Origin of the sequence: Corallococcus sp. NCSPR001, assembly GCF_017309135.1 — a bacterium.
GTDB lineage: Bacteria > Myxococcota > Myxococcia > Myxococcales > Myxococcaceae > Corallococcus.
Genome location: NZ_JAFIMS010000002.1, coordinates 5,578,621 through 5,595,203, shown reverse-complemented (window position 1 = coordinate 5,595,203; position 16,583 = coordinate 5,578,621). Strand labels below are relative to the sequence as shown.

At 69.5% G+C, this 16,583-nt stretch carries 10 protein-coding genes; 6 read left to right on the top strand and 4 right to left on the bottom strand.

All coding sequences use genetic code 11. The features are described from left to right. Positions 1 to 199: 199 nt before the first annotated feature. The 4 genes from JYJ93_RS24455 (at position 200) to JYJ93_RS24440 (ending at position 9,561) form a co-directional block, all read left to right on the top strand. The gene (locus JYJ93_RS24455) at positions 200 to 1,015 is read left to right on the top strand and encodes a hypothetical protein (RefSeq protein ID WP_206795137.1); all 816 of its coding nucleotides are present in this window, start codon (positions 200 to 202) and stop codon (positions 1,013 to 1,015) included. A gap of 117 nt (positions 1,016 to 1,132) precedes the next feature. Then, complete coding sequence (locus JYJ93_RS24450; RefSeq protein WP_206795135.1) at positions 1,133 to 3,295, top strand: hypothetical protein; 2,163 nt, start codon at positions 1,133 to 1,135, stop codon at positions 3,293 to 3,295. Positions 3,296 to 3,336: 41 nt separating this feature from the next. Beyond that, positions 3,337 to 8,877, top strand: coding sequence for a DNA repair ATPase (locus tag JYJ93_RS24445; RefSeq protein WP_206795133.1), 5,541 nt, complete (start codon positions 3,337 to 3,339; stop codon positions 8,875 to 8,877). Between the two features lie 84 nt (positions 8,878 to 8,961). After that, a complete protein-coding gene (locus tag JYJ93_RS24440) occupies positions 8,962 to 9,561 on the top strand; it encodes a hypothetical protein (protein ID WP_206795131.1) in 600 nt (199 codons plus the stop codon). A gap of 35 nt (positions 9,562 to 9,596) precedes the next feature. Here JYJ93_RS24440 and JYJ93_RS24435 read toward each other — a convergent pair whose 3' ends face one another. Continuing rightward, positions 9,597 to 10,199, bottom strand: a complete 603-nt coding sequence (locus JYJ93_RS24435) for an expansin EXLX1 family cellulose-binding protein (protein ID WP_206795129.1) — start codon at positions 10,197 to 10,199, stop codon at positions 9,597 to 9,599. 215 nt (positions 10,200 to 10,414) lie between these two features. Between JYJ93_RS24435 and JYJ93_RS24430 the strand changes: the two genes are divergently transcribed. After that, the gene (locus JYJ93_RS24430; protein ID WP_206795127.1) at positions 10,415 to 11,017 is read left to right on the top strand and encodes a hypothetical protein; all 603 of its coding nucleotides are present in this window, start codon (positions 10,415 to 10,417) and stop codon (positions 11,015 to 11,017) included. Between the two features lie 100 nt (positions 11,018 to 11,117). On the opposite strand, the gene JYJ93_RS24425 is transcribed toward JYJ93_RS24430, so the two are convergent. After that, positions 11,118 to 12,950: a von Willebrand factor type A domain-containing protein gene (locus tag JYJ93_RS24425; RefSeq protein ID WP_206795125.1), complete on the bottom strand. Its 1,833-nt coding sequence runs from the start codon at positions 12,948 to 12,950 to the stop codon at positions 11,118 to 11,120. A 144-nt stretch (positions 12,951 to 13,094) separates the two neighbouring features. Here JYJ93_RS24425 and JYJ93_RS24420 point away from each other — a divergent pair, with 144 nt between their 5' ends. Next, positions 13,095 to 13,586 carry a VOC family protein gene (locus JYJ93_RS24420; RefSeq protein WP_014397268.1) on the top strand — a complete coding sequence of 164 codons (492 nt, stop codon included), beginning with the start codon at positions 13,095 to 13,097 and terminating at the stop codon, positions 13,584 to 13,586. Here the strand turns inward: JYJ93_RS24420 and JYJ93_RS24415 are convergent. Beyond that, on the bottom strand, positions 13,543 to 14,670 hold the full coding sequence (locus JYJ93_RS24415) for a heparan-alpha-glucosaminide N-acetyltransferase domain-containing protein (RefSeq protein WP_206795123.1): 1,128 nt from the start codon (positions 14,668 to 14,670) through the stop codon (positions 13,543 to 13,545). The two genes, JYJ93_RS24420 and JYJ93_RS24415, sit on opposite strands and share 44 nt — an antisense overlap. Positions 14,671 to 14,738: 68 nt before the next feature. After that, positions 14,739 to 16,580, bottom strand: coding sequence for a hypothetical protein (locus JYJ93_RS24410; protein ID WP_206795122.1), 1,842 nt, complete (start codon positions 16,578 to 16,580; stop codon positions 14,739 to 14,741). Positions 16,581 to 16,583: the final 3 nt, after the last annotated feature.

Sequence of the window (16,583 nt, the reverse complement as noted above, 5' to 3'; positions counted from 1 at the left end):
GACGCGCTCGGATTCTGAGACGGTGGCGTGGTAGGGCATCGCCTCCCTGTAGTGCGCAGCCCACGCCGGGGCGGCAAACCGGTTGCCCCCTGGCGGCACGGACAGCAGGCAGCCGGAAAAGCCCCGGTGGCATTTTCGGATATGGGTGCAGTCGTTTAGAGTTCGTTGTGACTCCCACCTCTCAATTTATTCCCGAGGCATGACGACCTTCCTCGCCGCCCTGCTGGCGTTCCCGACCGCGATCTTCACCATCCTCCTGGGGGTGGTGCTGGCGTACTGGCTGTGCGTGATCATCGGCGCGGCGGGCATCGACATGCTGGATGGCGACGTGGACCTGGAGGGCGGCGCCAAGGCGGTGAGCGGCGCGTTCGAGGGCGGCGCCAAGGCCACCTCGGGGTTGCTGGAGGGGGGCGCGAAGGCCGTCGGGGGCCATGACATCGGCGACCACGCGGGGCACTCGCACCTGCACGACGCGGAGGCCGCCACCGGCCTGCTCGCGGCGCTGGGCTTCGGGGGCATCCCCGTCACCGTGTCGGTGAGCCTGGTGGTGTTCCTCTCCTGGTCGCTGTCGCTGCTCGGCGGACAGGCCACGCACTCGGCGCTGTCCATGCTTCCCTCGTGGCTCGTGAGCACGGGCCTGGGCCTCGTCTGCGCGACGGTGGGCACGGTGGTGGCCGGGCTCGCGGTGCGGCCCCTGCGCCCCATCTTCATCGCCAAGAAGGCCCCGGGCCGCGACGCGCTGATGGGCCGCGTGTGCACCATCTCCAGCGGCAGCGTGACGGCGAAGGACGGCCACGCCACCTTCGACGATGGGGCCGCGGGCCTCATCCTGAATGTCTTCTGTGACAAGCCCAACGAGCTCAAGCGCGGCCAGCCGGCACTCATCCTCGGCTACGACGCGGAGCGGGGCGTGTACGAGGTGGAGCCGGTGGACTGGCTCCTCCCCCAGGAAATGGAGCAGCTGCGGGATCCGCTGAAGGCAGCGGCCGTCGCGCGGGCCCGCTCACAGCGATGAACATTGGCGTCCGCCGGGCTCCTCCGGACGGGCGCGACAATCGGCACCGGGTGGCTTTCGCGGGGGACCCCGAGTGCTTGGAACAAGGCCCGCCCAACGGACTTCACAGGATAGGCCATGGATCCCATCAGCCTGGCAGCAATCATCGGCGGCGGCGTCATCATCCTCTTCGGCATCTTCGTCAGCGTGGCCAAGTTCTACCGCCAGGTGGATCAGGGCAAGGTGCTCATCGTCAACACCATGAAGGTCGAGCCCACGGTCACCTTCACCGGCGCCGTGGTGCTGCCCATCGTCCACCGCGCGGAGGTGATGGACATCTCGCTGAAGACGGTCGAAATCGACCGCCGCGGCAAGGAAGGCCTCATCTGCCAGGACAACATCCGCGCGGACATCAAGGTCACCTTCTTCGTGCGCGTGAACAAGACGCGTGAGGACGTGCTCAAGGTGGCCCAGTCCATCGGCTGCGCCCGCGCGTCGGATCAGGAGACGCTGGAGAACCTCTTCGAGGCCAAGTTCTCCGAGGCCCTCAAGACGGTCGGCAAGTCCTTCAACTTCGAGCAGCTCTACACCAAGCGCGACGAGATCAAGGACAAGGTCGTGGAGACCATCGGCCGCGACCTGAACGGCTACATGCTGGAGGACTGCGCCATCGACTTCCTCGAGCAGACCCCGGTGGAGATGCTCGACAAGGACAACATCCTGGACGCCCAGGGCATCCGGAAGATCACCCAGCTCACCACCGAGCAGAACGTCTTCACCAACGAGCTGCGCCAGTCCGAGCGCATGGCGGTGACCAAGCGCAACGTGGAGGCCGACGAGGCCATCTTCGCCCTCGAGCGTCAGCGCGAGGAGGCAGCCGCCAAGCAGCGCCGCGAAATCGACAGCATCCAGGCGCGTGAGACGGCCGAGGCCGACCGCGTGAAGAGCGAGGAGTTCGCCAAGGCGCAGCTGGCGCGCATCAAGGCGGAAGAAGAGATCGCCATCAACGAGGAGAACAAGCAGCGCCAGGTGCAGGTGGCCCAGAAGAACCGTGAGCGCGTGGTGGGCGTGGAGTCCGAGCGCGTGGAGAAGGACCGCGCCCTGGAGGCCATCAACCGCGAGCGTGAGACGGAGCTGCAGCGCATCGCGAAGGAGAAGGCGCTGGAGTCGGAGAAGAAGGCCATCGCCGACGTCGTCCGCGCCCGCATCGCGGTGGAGAAGACCGTCGCCCAGGAAGAGGAGAACATCAAGGACCTGCGCGTGACCTCGGATGCCAAGCGCACCAAGGACGCCATCATCATCACCGCCCAGGCGCACGCGGAAGAGGCGTCCGTGAAGGACGTCACCGCCGCGGAAGCGAGCGCGAAGATCTCCGTGTTCCTCGCCAAGGAGAAGCTGACCCTGGCCGAGGCCGACCTGGAGGCCGCGGACAAGCAGGCCAAGGCGAAGATGCGGCTGGCCGAGGGCATCCAGGCCGAGTCCGCCGCGGCGGGGCTCGCCACCGTGCGCGTGCGTGAAGCGGACGCGGTCGCCACGGAGAAGCTGGGCATGGCGCAGGTGCGCGTGAAGGAGGCCGAGGCCTCCGTCATCGAGAAGCAGGGCCAGGCGCAGGCTTCCGCGGTGCGCGAGAAGCTGCTCGCCGAGGCCGCTGGCGCGGAGCAGAAGGGCCTGGCCCACGCCCGCGTGCAGGAGGCCGAGGCCACCGCCATCCACAAGCGCGGCGAGGCGGAGGCGTTCGCCACGCGCGAGAAGCAGCTGGCCGAGGCCGCCGCCATCCAGGAGAAGCTGATGGCCGAGGCCCGGGGCCTGTCGGAGAAGGCCGCCGCGATGAAGGCCCTGGACGGCGTGGGCCGCGAGCACGAGGAGTACCGCCTGCGCCTCCAGAAGGAGCGCGACGTGGAGCTGGCCGCCATCAACGTCCGCAAGGAGATTGCCCAGGCCCAGGCCACCGTCCTGGCCCAGGCCTTCACCAACGCGAAGTTCCAGATCGTCGGCGGCGACGGGAAGTTCTTCGAGAACTTCGTCAAGGCCGTGTCCGTCGGCAGCTCGGTGGACGGCGCGCTGGAGCACAGCGAGTCGCTGAAGAAGGCGCTCGGCGGCTACCTCAACGGTGAGAAGGACCTGCCGGCGGACCTGAAGGAGATCCTCTCCAAGCCGGGCCTCAGCAACGACGCGCAGAACCTGGCCGTCGCGGCGCTGCTCAACCGGATGTCGGTGAGCCCCACGGAGTCCACCGCCGCCGGCATCAAGGCGCTGGTGCAGTCGGAAGCCGCGGCCCTCGCGCAGAAGCAGCAGGGCTGAAAGCCTCCCGCCAATCGCAACTCCCTTTCCGGTGAACATCCATGGCAACTGACAGCACCAAGACCCCGGGCGCCCAGGCGCCCGGGGGCGAGGCGACGCTGGAGGGCGGCAGCTACGAGGTCATCCGCGCGCGCCTCCTCTCCCAGGCGGACGCGCTGGCGACCCAGGCGAACGACCTCAACGCCCGGCGCAAGGCGCTGTTCGGCGGCACGGAGCTCACCGTCATCGGCAATGAGCGGGTGCGCACGGAGAACAACTGCGTCCCCCGCGACATCGTCAGCGTCGGGAAGTACCTCCTCTTCGGCTACAACGTCTTCATCGGCCTGAAGAAGGAGACGAACGTCTCGGACGTCTTCTCGCTGCACCGCTTCGAGAAGACGGCCGAGGGGTTCGACCTCTCCGCCGTGCCTCCCACGGAGGCCGGCGGCTTCCTCGCGGACCCCCGGTTCGTGAAGGACTTCAGCGAGCTGTACAAGTACTACAAGGACGCGAAGCTCTTGCAGCTGCGGCGGCGGGACTCGCGCCTGCTCGCGGTGTTCCAGACGGGCCAGTCCGCGCGCGACCTCAAGGTCTTCCGCTTCAACGTGGACGTGGAGGGCCGCGCCACCTACGTGGACAACCAGGGTGAGCGCGACCACGTCTACCCGCCGTCCCACGACTTCGAGTGGACGGTGGCCACGCGCGAACAGTACGTGCTGGGCCAGCACCCGCACGTCAACGTGCTGGATCAGGTCTTCGTGGAGACGGTGAAGGGCGACCTCACCGTGAAGGTGGAGGACAACACCACCACCGGCCTGGGCATCTACAGCGAGCCGGTGGACGACCCGGATCAGTCGCTGGACGACGCGGAGTTCGCCTGGACGCAGGTGGGCGGGCTCATCCTCCTGCGCATCCTCCCGTTCCGGGAGAAGGCGCACCGCTACCTCGTCTTCAACTCGCGCACCCAGCACGTGGTGCGCATCGACGCCATCGGCCAGTCGTGCGTGCGGCTGCCGGAGGACCAGGGCATCGTCTTCCCGGGCGGCTACTACCTGCAGACGGGCGACTACAAGGTCTTCGACGGCGCGTCGGAGGGCATGGAGTTCCACCAGGCGGTGCGCTCGCCCAACGGCGAGGACGTGCTCTACGTCTTCCACCGCCGGGATGATGGCGCCTACGTGCTCTTCCCGTACAACCTGGTGCGCAAGGAGGTCCAGACGCCGCTGCAGGCCAACGGCATGAGCCTCTTCGCGGACGGCGGGCTGGTGGTGTTCCGCGCCACGTCGCAGGAGCCCACGCGCGTGCACCCCATGCAGGTGTGGCAGACGCCGTTCGTCTCCGACGAGCACGCGGCGAAGCTGCCCCCCGCGCCGGGCTACCTGGGCAAGGTGGGCAACGCCGAATTGGTGCGCGGCATCAGCGACGCGCTGACGCTGCCGCGCGTGGCGAAGACGGACAAGCCCACGCGCCGCACCTACGAGGACCTGGTCAACGCGGCCACGCGGGCCCTGGACGCCTACTACTGGCTGTCCCACGCGGAGGTGGGGCTCCAGGAGCCCATCGAGCTTTTGCGCCGCACCTCCGAGCTCATCATCGATGAGTTCGAGAAGGTCCTCGCGATGCGCAAGCGCGCGGAGGAGTCGCTCGCGCAGGCGATGCAGACGCAGGAGACGCTCCTGCTCAACGCGCAGCCGGAAGGCCTCACGGACGCGGAAGGGTTCATGCGCGCGCTGGCGGACCTGCGCCGGCACCGCGGGCACCTGATCACGTTGAAGGACATCCGCTACATGGACCTGGGGCGCGTGGACGCCCTGGAGCAGGCGGTGGTGGCCGCGTCCGACGCGGTGAGCACCGCGTGCGTGGACTTCCTCCAGAAGGGCGAGGCGCTCCAGCCCCTGGCCTCGCGGCTGGACGGGCTGCTGGAGCGGCTGGAGCCGCTGACGACGACGGCTGAGCTGGCCCCGCTGGCCGAGGACGTGGACCGCACCGGCCAGGGCCTGGAGGTGCTGGGGGAGGTGGTGGGCGGGCTCCAGGTGGGGGATCCGCTGGCCCGGGCCAGAATCCTGGAGGGCATCTCCGAGCTGTTCAGCCGCCTGAACCGCGTTCGCGCGGGGCTCCAGGCGAAGCGCAAGGAGCTGTCCGGCAAGGAGAAGCGCGCGGAGTTCGGCGCGCAGTTCAAGCTGCTGGGCCAGAGCATCGAGAACGCGCTGTCGCAGGCGGACTCGCCGGAGAAGTGCGACGAGGCGCTCTCCAAGCTCACCGTGCTGCTGGAGGAGCTGGAGGGCCGCTTCGGCGAGTTCGACGAGTTCCTGGGGCAGATCACCCAGAAGCGCGAGGAGCTGCTGGAGGCCTTCGGCGCGCGCAAGCAGGCGCTGGTGGACGAGCGTCAGCGCCGGGCCTCGGGCCTCTTCGGCGCGGCGGAACGCATCCTCCAGGGCGTGCAGCGCCGGGCGAAGTCGTTCAAGGCGGACGACGAGCTCAACGCCTACTTCGCGTCCGACGCGATGATCCTCAAGCTGCGGCAGCTGTCCGAACAGCTGCTGGCGCTCCAGGACAGCGTGCGCGCGGACGAAGTGCTGTCGCGCGTGAAGTCCGCGAAGCAGGACGCCCTGCGCGCCCTGCGCGACAAGCAGGACCTGTTCGAGGGTGGCGAAGGCCTCATCAAGCTGGGGCCCTATCGCTTCCACGTGAACACGCAGCCGCTGGAGCTGACGCTCGTCCCTCGCGACGGCGCGCTGTACCTCCAGCTCACCGGCTCCGACTACACCCAGAAGCTGGAGGACCCGGAGCTGCTCAAGTACCGCGAGCTCTGGGATCAACACCTGGTCTCCGAGACGCGCGACGTGTACCGCGCGGAGTACCTGGCCGCGGGCCTGCTGATGGACGCGGAGGAGGGGAAGGGCGGCCTCACGCTCGCGGCGCTGTATGAGGCCGGCGCGCAGGGGCAACTGCTGGATCGCGTGCGCGCGTACGCGGCGGAGCGCTTCGACGAGGGCTACGAGCGCGGCGTGCACGATGCGGACGCGACGGCGCTCCTGGAGAAGCTGCTCGCGCTGCACCAGGGCGCGGGCCTCTTGCGCTTCGCCCCGGTGCCCCGCGCCTGGGCGGCGCTGTACTGGGCGTTCGACCCGGACGACGCGCTGCGCGGCGTGTTCCACCGGCGCGCGCGCAGCCTCGCGCGGCTGCGGCAGGCGTTCGACATCGGCTCGGACCTGGTGGCGCTGGGGGATGAACTGGGCGAGCGCGTGCTTGCGTTCCTCCAGGGGCATGGCCTCACGGCCTCGCCCGCGGAGGGCCGGCAGGCGGGCCGCTACCTCGTGGAGGAGCTGGCGGTGGACCGCCCCCGCTTCACCACCAGCCGCGAGGCCCTGGCGCTGAAGGATGCCTTCCTCGCGCACCTGGACCGCCACGGCTCGCGCGCCGCGTTCGACGACGACCTGCGCGGCCTGGAGAAGAACCTGCCGGAGCGCCTGCGCATCGCCCGCGCCTGGGTGGACGCGTTCCTGGCCCGCCGTGAAGGCGGCCCGGGCGAGGCGGCCCACGTCGCGCTGGAGACGGCGGTGGCGCTGCTCACCGAGCGCAAGCTGGACCGCGAGACGGCGGGCGCCCTCACCGCCACGGAGGCCACGGGCCTCTTGGGCAGCCACCCGCGCATCCAGGACCGCAAGCTGTCCCTGCGCCTGGACGAGTTCCTGGCGCGGCTGGGCGAGTTCCGCCAGGTGCGCGTGCCCGCGTACGTGGCCTACCGCGCGTACCTGCGTGACCTGCTGGACCGCGAGCGGCGCAAGCTGCGGCTGGAGGAGCTGACGCCCAAGGTGCTCACGAGCTTCGTGCGCAACCGGCTCATCGACGAGGTGTACCTGCCGCTCATCGGCGCGAACCTGGCCAAGCAGCTGGGCGCGGCGGGCGAGGGCAAGCGCACGGACCGCATGGGCATGCTGCTGCTCATGTCGCCGCCGGGCTACGGCAAGACGACGCTGATGGAGTACGTGGCCAGCCGCCTGGGCCTCACCTTCGTGAAGGTGAACGGGCCGGCGCTGGGCCACTCCGTGATGTCGCTGGATCCGTCGGAGGCGCCCAACGCCACCGCGCGGCAGGAGGTGGAGCGCATCAACCTGTCCTTCGAGATGGGCAACAACGTGATGCTCTACCTCGACGACATCCAGCACACGGACCCGGAGCTGCTCCAGAAGTTCATCTCCCTGTGCGACGGCCAGCGCCGCGTGGAGGGTGTCTGGAATGGCCAGACGCGCACGTATGACCTGCGCGGCAAGAAGTTCTGCGTGGTGATGGCGGGCAACCCGTACACGGAGACGGGCGAGCGCTTCCGCATCCCGGACATGCTCGCCAACCGCGCGGACACCTACAACCTGGGTGACATCCTGGACGGCAAGGAGGAGCTGTTCGCGCTCAGCTACCTGGAGAACGCGCTCACCTCCAACCCGGTGCTCGCGCCGCTGGCCACGCGCGACCCGCAGGACGTGCACCGCCTCATCCGGATGGCCAAGGGCGAGGACGTCCCGTCCGGCGAGCTGAAGCACGGCTACGCGGCGGCGGAGCTCCAGGAGATCATCGCCGTCTTCCAGCGGCTGTTCCGCGTGCAGCAGGTGCTGCTCAAGGTGAACCTCCAGTACATCGCGTCCGCCGCGCAGGACGAGCGCTTCCGCACGGAGCCGCCGTTCAAGCTGCAGGGCAGCTACCGCAACATGGGCAAGATGGCGGAGAAGGTCGTCTCCGCGATGACGGACGACGAGCTGGAGCGCCGCATCGACGACCACTACCAGGGCGAATCCCAGACGCTCACCACCGCGGCGGAGCAGAACCTGCTCAAGCTCGCGGAGATGCGCGGGCGCCTGACGCCGGAGAAGGCGAAGCGCTGGGAGGAGATCAAGCAGGGCTTCGCCCGCGTGAAGCGCATGGGGGGCAAGGAGGACGACCCCGTGGCGCGCGTCACCGGACAGCTGGGCGCCATCGAGGAACAACTGGGCTCCGTGCGCGACGCGGTGGTGCAGGCCGCCGCGCAGGCGAACGCCCCCAGCGAGGACACGCCCGTGGCCCCGCACCTGGAGGCCCTGCGCGAGGCCGTGCTGGAGGTGGCCCGCGTCAGCCGCGAGGCCGCCCAGAAGCCGCCCGCGCCGGTGCAGGTGTCCCTCCCGGCCATGCCCGCCCCGGTGGCCCAGGCGCCGGCCACGGACCTGGCCCCGTACCTCAAGCACCTGGCGCAGTTGCTCAAGGCCCTCACCGAGCGCGTGGCCGCCCAGGCAGAGGAGGCGCCCACGCTGCGCAACGCGCCCATGCCCCAGGCGCCCGCGCCGGACTTCGGTCCGTACATGGCGCAGCTCTCCAAGGCGATCACGGCCCTGGCGGACCGGCCCGTGTCGGTGTCCCTGCCTTCTCAGGCGGAGTCGCTCCAGCGCGCCGCGAATGGTCCGTCCCCGGCGGAACTGAGCCGTCAGATTGAGCTGGTGGAGGGGGCGCTGCTGCCGCTGGAGCGCGCCGCCCGCCGCAACGTGCAGGGCGAAGGGGAGGGCATCAAGGCGCTCCAGGTCTGGCAGGGGGTCACGGAAGCCCTGGAGCTGCTGCGCGGCATGCTCCGGCGCTAGGGATTGCGAAGAAGGCTTTCAAAGTCTGGCATTGCGCTCTAGGACGGGGAGTGTTGTCTGTCCCCAAGCCTGGAGTGCAATGTCATGCTGGATTTCAAGTCGGTCGTCTCCCTTTGCGCGGTTGCCGGACTCACGGCGTGTGGTGCTGGCGTGGAAGGTGAGGAGGGCCTCGCCACCCAGGAGTCCGCGCTGGTGACGGGGACGTCCCAGGGCTGCTCGTTCACGGTGTCGTCCGCGGCGCGGCCGGGAACCCTGCCTCCCATCTACGACGTCACCGTCACGCGCGCGGCGGATGCCGCCTGTGCCTTCGGCGCGGGCAGCGTGGTGGTGGGCTCGTCCACCGGCACCGCGCCCACGCTGTCGCTGGCGGCCAACGACCTGGGCGTGGCGGTGAGCTACACGTACAAGACGAGCGTCAGCGGCAGCTCGCCCCAGTCGCTGGGCATCCGGCACGTGGCTCCGGACACGCTGGCCATCGTCCGCTCCACGGGGCTGTCCATCTTCCTGGGCTCGGGCTCCATCTACTCGGGCAGCCTGTCCATCGCATCCAATGGGACGACGCTCACCGTGTCCGGCACGAAGAGCGGCACCATCTCCGGCCAGACGGGCTCCGGGAACAACTACGTGGCCAGCTACCCGGACTTCTTCACCAGCACCACGTCCCCGTCCATCTTCACGTTCTGACGCGCTGACGGACGGGGCGGCGAAAAGGGGCGCGCCTACTTCTGGGGCGCGAACTGCTCCGCCCCGTCCACCGTGTCGTCGTCCAGCACCTTCTCCACGGAGTCCACCAACTGCTGGCCGTCGCTGGCGGTGACGCGCAGCTGGAAGTGGCCCTCGCCCACGCCGGAGTCGGTGACGAAGTAGTTGTAGCTCTGGCGCTCCAGCGTCTTCCAATCCCCGTCGCGCTTCCACTCCAGCTTCTTGATGGGCAGCCGGTGGTTGCGCACCTGGATGGCCGTCCACCAGGGATTGCTGCCGTCCTTGAAGTGGTACTTCACCGGGCCGGACACGTCGCAGGACACCGGCGTCCAGGTGATGCTCACCCGGCCGTCCTTCGCCTCCGCCACCTTGTCGAAGGCCTCGCGCGACAGGTCCAGGTGGCCCTTATCGCAGTCCGGGCACTGGTCCACGATGCGCACGCGCACGTTGCCCTTGGGCCCCACGATGTCCACGCACTGGCCGCAGGCGGCGCTGTTGTCGTACTGCTCGCGGTTCATCGCGGCCACCATCAGGTCGCCGCCCGGATCATAGCCGCAGTTGCCGGCCCCGGTGGCGTCGTAGAAGGTCGCAATCCCTTTCTGCTCGGAGCCCAGCGCCACGCCTCCGCCCGAGGCTGAGTCGCCGCATGCCCCACAGGCAAACGAGGCCAGGGCCAACACCAACGCATTTTGCAACGAAGCGGGTCGGTTCATACCGCGCAGTATACACGCGTCGCTCCGCGTCAAGGACAGACAGGACTCCGCGTCTTGGTTCCGTCAGGCCGGCTTGTTAGCGTCCGGGCCTTCCCCCTCCCCAAAATCGGAAAGGAATTCCCATGCTGAACAAGCGAATGTCCGTGGTGTGTCTGGGTTCCGCCCTCATGCTCTCCGCCTGTGGTGCCCCGGAGCAGGAGGACGGCGCGGAGCTCGCGCAGCAGGGCGCGCGGCTGACGACGGCGTCCTCGCAGGGCTGTGACTACGAGGCGACCACGGTGCAGATCACCACGTCTCCGCCGCAGTACAACGTCGTCGTCACCCGCACGGGCGGCGCCAGCTGCACCCTGACCATTGGCGCGTCGTACGTCGTCCAGACCGTCCCGCTGGATGCGCCGGGTCCGGTGTCGCTCGCCGGCTCCAGCCTGGGACTCGTGGTGGGCTTCGTGCAGCGCAACAGCTGGACCGGCTCGTCGCCGTACGTCTTCGCCGTGCGCCGGGTGGACCCCACGACGCTGTCCACCACTCGCAACGCGGACATCTACTGCGACTACATGACGGGCAGCATCAGCACGGGCAGCCTCAGCGTCAGCAGCAACGGGACCACCGTGGCCTCTTCCGGCACCAAGGCGTGCAAGATCAACGGCAAGTCGGGGACCTACTGGTACGCGAGCTTCGTGGACTTCTTCACCACCACCACGCCCCCCAACATCACCGTCATCTGACGCACCCCTGAAAAAGCCCTGCCCGCCACCGGTGCATCCCCGGTGGCGGGCAGAGCCCCCCTTGCTGCGCGTCCCCGTTGCGTCTTGCTGGGTGCTGCCTTCAGCGGCCGTTGGCGGACGCGGTCGTCAGCGCGCGCGCCTGGCCGATGAGACGGACGAACTCGGTGCGGTCGGAGTCGCCGGCCACGGCGCCCTCCGCCAGCTTCTGCGTGGTGGCCAGGCTCCAGCCCTCCGCGGCGGGCGCGGCGCGGAGGATGTCCGCGGTGGCGGCCACGGCGACGGCGAAGCGGAAGTCATTGGAGGCGGCGTCCATGGACGGCTTCAGGTTGGCGCGGGTGAGCGGGAAGGCCTGCTCCTTCGCCTCCGTGCCGTTGGGCGCCTTGGCGCGGATGCGCACCGTGGCCAGCTCCTGCGGCGCCTCGGCGGTGAGCTCCACCTCGTAGAGCGCCGTCACGGTGTGGCCCGCGCCAATCTCGCCCGCGTCCACCTTGTCGTCGCGGAAGTCCTTGTCCGCGATGTCGCGGTTCTCGTAGCCCATCAGGCGGTAGCGGCTGACGGCCTTGGGGTTGAACTCCACCTGGAACTTCACGTCCTTCGCGATGACCTCCAGCGTGCCGGTCAGCTGCGTCTCGAAGACCTTGCGCGCCTCCTTCATGCTGTCCACGTAGAAGCTGTTGCCGTTGCCCTTGTCGGCCAGCTGCTCCATCAGCGAGTCGTGGTAGTTGCCCATGCCGAAGCCCACCGTGGTGAGCGTGACGCCCTCGGCCACGTACTTCTCGATGCTGGACAGCATCTGCTTCGGGGAGAGGTTGGGGCCGATGTTGGCGTCGCCGTCCGTGAGCACCACCACGCGGGACACCACGCCGCCCGCCGCCTTCTTCACCGCGTGCTTGTAGGCCGCCTCCATGCCGGAGCCCATGGCCGTGCCGCCACCGGCGACCAGCGTGTCCAGCGCCGCGTGGATCTTCTTCACGTCCGTGGCGGGCGTGGGGGGCAGCACGTCCCGCGTGGAGCCCGCGTAGGTGACGAGCGCCACGGTGTCGTTCTCATTGAGGTTCTTCACCGCGACCTTGATGGACTCGATGGCCAGCGGCAGCTTGTCCGACGACGCCATGGAGCCGCTGGTGTCCACCAGGAACACCAGGTGCGCGGGCTTGCGCTGCGACCTGGAGACGACCTTGCCCTGCACGCCCACGCGCACGAACTGGCGGCGCGCGTTGAAGGGCGAGGGCGCGCCCTCCAGGTGCACCGTGAACGCGCCTTCCTCCGGCGGCGTGTAGCGGTACTTGAAGTAGTTGACGAACTCCTCCACGCGCACCGCCTGGGTGGGCGGCAGCTGGCCGTTCTGTAGGTAGCGCCGCGCCATGGAGTAGGAGGCCGTGTCCACGTCCGCCGCGAAGGTGGACAGGTTGTCCTTCGCCGTCTCGGTGAAGGCGTTGGCCTTGTAGGTCTCGAAGACGTTGCCGCCCTCGACCTGGGACTTGTCGTCGGTCAGCTCCCTCTTGGACTTCTCCATCGGCTGCTGCAAGGGGGCCGGGGCCACGGCGCCCATGGCCGTGGCGCCGCCCGCGCCAGCCATCACCTTGCCCGGCGCACGGCGCATCGCCGGCTCCGAAGGAGGGGCGGCCAGGGACGCGGACGGGGCGCTGTCGTATTCGGCGTCGGCGACGGGCGAGGGCGCGGCGGCTTCACGGACCTTCTTCCGGGCCTCGGCCGGGGCCGGGGTGGAGGGGGGCGGAGGCGCCATCTGGGCGGTGGCGAAGTCCTCATCCTTGGGGGCGCTCTGGGTTCTCGCCACGGCCTGGGGCTTGAGCTCGTTGCGCGCCGATACGCCCTGCGCCGGCTCCAGCGAGGAGCACGCGCCCGCGAGGCTGGCGCAGAGGAGGGCACCACTGACGAAGGACACGCGGCGCTTCGAGAAGAAAGGGGACATGGGCGGCTCCGGGACGACGGGAGGAAGTCAGCGTGCCCCTGGAAACGACCGACCTCCGGAATGGGTTTATCCGGTGAATTTTTCCCGGGGCCTGACGTGGGCCGCGCTTGCGTGGGGGGACCCCATTTGCGACGGTCCCCGGCCATGGAGACGACACGACCGTTCCGGATTCTGGGCATCCAGCAGATCGCCATCGGGGGGCTCGACAAGGGCGCCCTGCGCAAGCTGTGGGTGGACACGCTGGGCCTCACCGCCCACGGCACCTACCGCAGCGAAAAGGAGAACGTGGACGAGGACATCGTCGTGGCGGGCGCGGGCCCCTTCAAGGTGGAGGTGGACTTGATGCAGCCCGTCAATCCCGACGGCCGTCCCAAGGTCCACGACCCCGCGCTCAACCACGTGGGGCTTTGGGTGGACGACCTGGCGGTGGCCGTGAAGTGGCTGGAAGGGCAGGGCATGCGCTTCACGCCCGGCGGCATCCGCAAGGGCGCGGCGGGCTTCGACGTGTGCTTCATCCACCCGAAGGCCAGCGATCAGTTCCCGCTGAGCGGCGAGGGTGTCCTCATCGAACTGGTGCAGGCCCCGCCGGAGATCATCCGCGCCTTCGAGCAGGCCGCGGCCAGCGCGGCGCACTGAGCAGCCACTGTCCGGCGCGCGCGAAGGCCTTCTTGCCCGCGCGCTCCACCGGATCCCACGCGACGCACAGCACGAACGTGCACGCGATGAGCAGCGCGAGCAGGCCCGTGTACTTCAGCCACCCACTGGAGTCGCCCCACAGCTTCTGGAACGAGAAGACGCCGAAGACGCGGTAGTACAGCAGCATCTCGTGGAAGAAGTACGCGGACAGCGACGCGGTGCCGAACACCTCCAGGAAGCGCCGCGCGCGGGAAGGCTTCGCGTCCGGCGCCATCTGTCCCTCCACCCACAACAGCACGAGCAGCACCGCGCAGACCCACATGAAGCGGGTGGCGGAGTTGGACGGGTTGGTGACGAAGAAGCGGTGGGGCGGGTAGAGGTCGTTGAGCACGCCCGGCATCAACGTGCCCACGAGGCCCAGCGCGATGAGGAAGCCCAGGGCCCGCGCCAGGCCCTTGCGGCCCCACGCTCCCGCGATGCAGCCCGCGAAGGCGCCCAGCCACGCGAAGCCCACCCACGGCACCAGCGGGAAGGGGGCCCAGTTGGACTTGCGCAGGAACGACGCCCAGGGCTCGCCCGCGGAGTCGCTGAAGGGCGCGAGCGCGAACGCCACCATCGCCAGGACGAACGCGGTGCCCGCGAGCACGCGCGGACGCGGGGCCAGCAGCGCGGCCATGGGCAGGGTGAGCAGCAGGCACAGCCCCACGCAGTGGAGGATGTCCAGGCGCAGGAGCCACACGGGCTCGGAGCGGATGGGGAACCACACCCAGTTGACGAGCGCGGCGACGGCGAACACCTCCGTGATGCGGCGCAGGTTGCGGCGCACGCGCTCGTTCAGCACGCCCGAGGCGGCGCTGCGCACCAGGAGCAGGGCCAGCGCGAACCCGGCGGAGAAGATGAACGCGGGGGCCACCAGCCCGTCCACCTTGAGCAGCCGTCCGGTCCACACGCTCTTGCGCAGCTCGGGGGTGAGCAGCACGAGCGCATGGGTCTGGATCATGAAGAGGACGGAGAGGCCGCGCAGCCAGTCGATGGCGCGCACGCGCTCGCGGGAGGCGGGGACGGCGGAGGGCAGGGTGCTCACGGGGGGCGCTACCCTACGTCGGTCCCGCGGACGGATGCACGCGCCCGCGGGACCGGGAACTGCTTGGACTACCAGCTGACGGCGTCGAGGTAGACCGAGCCCTTCCACGTGCCCTTCGTCTGGAACTCCACGCCCAACTGGTACAGCGGGCTGGTGGAGCCGGAGGGCAGCTTCACGGTGATGGCGTTCCAGGCGCCGGCCTTGAGGTTGCTCACGGGGATCCAGTTGCCCGTCCAGCGCCAGTTCGCGGAGGCGCCTTCCAGGGTGTAGGGCTGGACGCCGGTGATGCCGCTGCCGGTGGGCAGCCACAGCTGGAACGTCACCGTCTTGCCGGACGGCACAGCCGCGTTGGACACGGCCACGGTGCCGTTGCCGGACGTGCCGTTGAAGGGCACGGCCAGCGAACGGATGCCCGCGGAGGCCCTGGCCGTGGTGCTGCTCACGGCCGACAGCGCGGCGCCGCCAGCGCTCCAGCCCTGCGCGCTGGACTCGAAGCCGTACTTCGACGGGTCGGCCGGGGTGCCCGCGTCGGAGGAGCCGGTGCCGCCGTCAGTGCCTGCGTCCGGACGCGTGCCGCCGTCCACGCCGCCGTCGGAGGTGCCCGCATCGGCCGGCGGGGTGCCAGCGTCCACGGTGCCGCCATCGGTGGATCCGCCGCCGCCCGGGGACGGGAGCGTGGTGCCGGCCGCGGGCAGGGTGAGCCCGCCCGCGTTGAGGAACGTGCCCGCGCGCTGCTTCAGGTACGGCTGGCCGTCGGTGCCCTGGTCGTTCTGGTAGGAGCTCTGGCCGCCCGCGCCCGCGCCGTACAGCATTGCGACGACGCCCACGTTGGCGAACTTGCGCCGGTGCGCATCACCACTTGTGCCGAAGAAGTACTCGGTGCGGTTGTCCTTGTAGCCCTGGCGCGGCCCACCGCTGTTGTTGATGTTCAGGTGGTTGGAGTTGCCCAGCGGGATCTGCCACAGCATCCAGCGCTTGCCGCTGGTCTGGTTCCAGAGGCGCAGCCACTCCGCGTAGCGGTTGTACGAGCGCGACGTGAGGGACGCGGAATCGCTCATGTCCCACGTGTGGTCCGCGCCCTGCGTGAGCCGGTAGAAGTCCGCGTCGCGGTCCAGCGGATCGCCCACGAGCACGTCGTAGGTGGCGCCGGTGACGTTGGTGCCCAGTCCCAGCGGCTTGAGGAAGTTGACGACCTTGTCCACCTCCGGCTGGAGCGGATCCGTGAGCGAGTTGAACGCGATGTCCTTGCCGCTGGCCCACGCGGAGATGTGCAGGCCCAGCACGACGTTGTTCGCGCCCACGGCCTTGCGCAGCTGGAGGAACGCCAGGCTCCAACCCGCGACGGTGTTGGGCAGGCCCGCGAGCTCCGGCATCCCCGAGGAGGCGATGGCCGCGGGGGCGTTGGGGTTGGAGGCCGTCTGGAACTGCATGAAGCCGACCGCGTCCGGCTCCACGTGGAGGATGACCGGGCTTCCGAAGGCCTTCGCGCGCTGGAGGAGCAGCTTCACGTCCTCGAAGTAGCTGCGCATGGTGGAGGCGTTCTTCAGCTTCGCGAGCGTCTCCTGCTCGCCGCCGCCCGGCTCACCGAAGAGCTGGTAGTAGGTGACGACGGGGACGTAGCCCTGCGCCTTCGTCTCCGTGAAGAAGCTGGCCGCCCAGCTGCCGTCACGGGCGCCGTAGCCCCAGTTGTCCGCCCAGCCCTTGGTGAAGTAGCGGTAGCGCGCGTCCCAGGGGACGTTGCTGTCGCGCATCCAGTTCTGGCCGGCCTCCTCGAAGAGGCCCACCATCAAGCGATTCTGGAAGGCCGGGGGCACGGGGCCCTGCACACCCGTGGCGGCCTGGGCGGACATCGCCCCGAGACACGTCAGCGTCAGCAGCGCCGCGAAGGCGCGTCGAATGGTGTTGGTCATGGG

What these genes read in the sequence shown, in the direction of transcription:
- JYJ93_RS24455 (WP_206795137.1), top strand. Translation starts at nt 200, where the DNA reads ATGACGACCTTCCTCGCCGCCCTGCTGGCGTTCCCGACCGCGATCTTC.
- JYJ93_RS24450 (WP_206795135.1), top strand. Translation starts at nt 1,133, where the DNA reads ATGGATCCCATCAGCCTGGCAGCAATCATCGGCGGCGGCGTCATCATC.
- JYJ93_RS24445 (WP_206795133.1), top strand. Translation starts at nt 3,337, where the DNA reads ATGGCAACTGACAGCACCAAGACCCCGGGCGCCCAGGCGCCCGGGGGC.
- JYJ93_RS24440 (WP_206795131.1), top strand. Translation starts at nt 8,962, where the DNA reads ATGCTGGATTTCAAGTCGGTCGTCTCCCTTTGCGCGGTTGCCGGACTC.
- JYJ93_RS24430 (WP_206795127.1), top strand. Translation starts at nt 10,415, where the DNA reads ATGCTGAACAAGCGAATGTCCGTGGTGTGTCTGGGTTCCGCCCTCATG.
- JYJ93_RS24425 (WP_206795125.1), bottom strand. Translation starts at nt 12,950, where the DNA reads ATGTCCCCTTTCTTCTCGAAGCGCCGCGTGTCCTTCGTCAGTGGTGCC.
- JYJ93_RS24420 (WP_014397268.1), top strand. Translation starts at nt 13,095, where the DNA reads ATGGAGACGACACGACCGTTCCGGATTCTGGGCATCCAGCAGATCGCC.
- JYJ93_RS24410 (WP_206795122.1), bottom strand. Translation starts at nt 16,580, where the DNA reads ATGACCAACACCATTCGACGCGCCTTCGCGGCGCTGCTGACGCTGACG.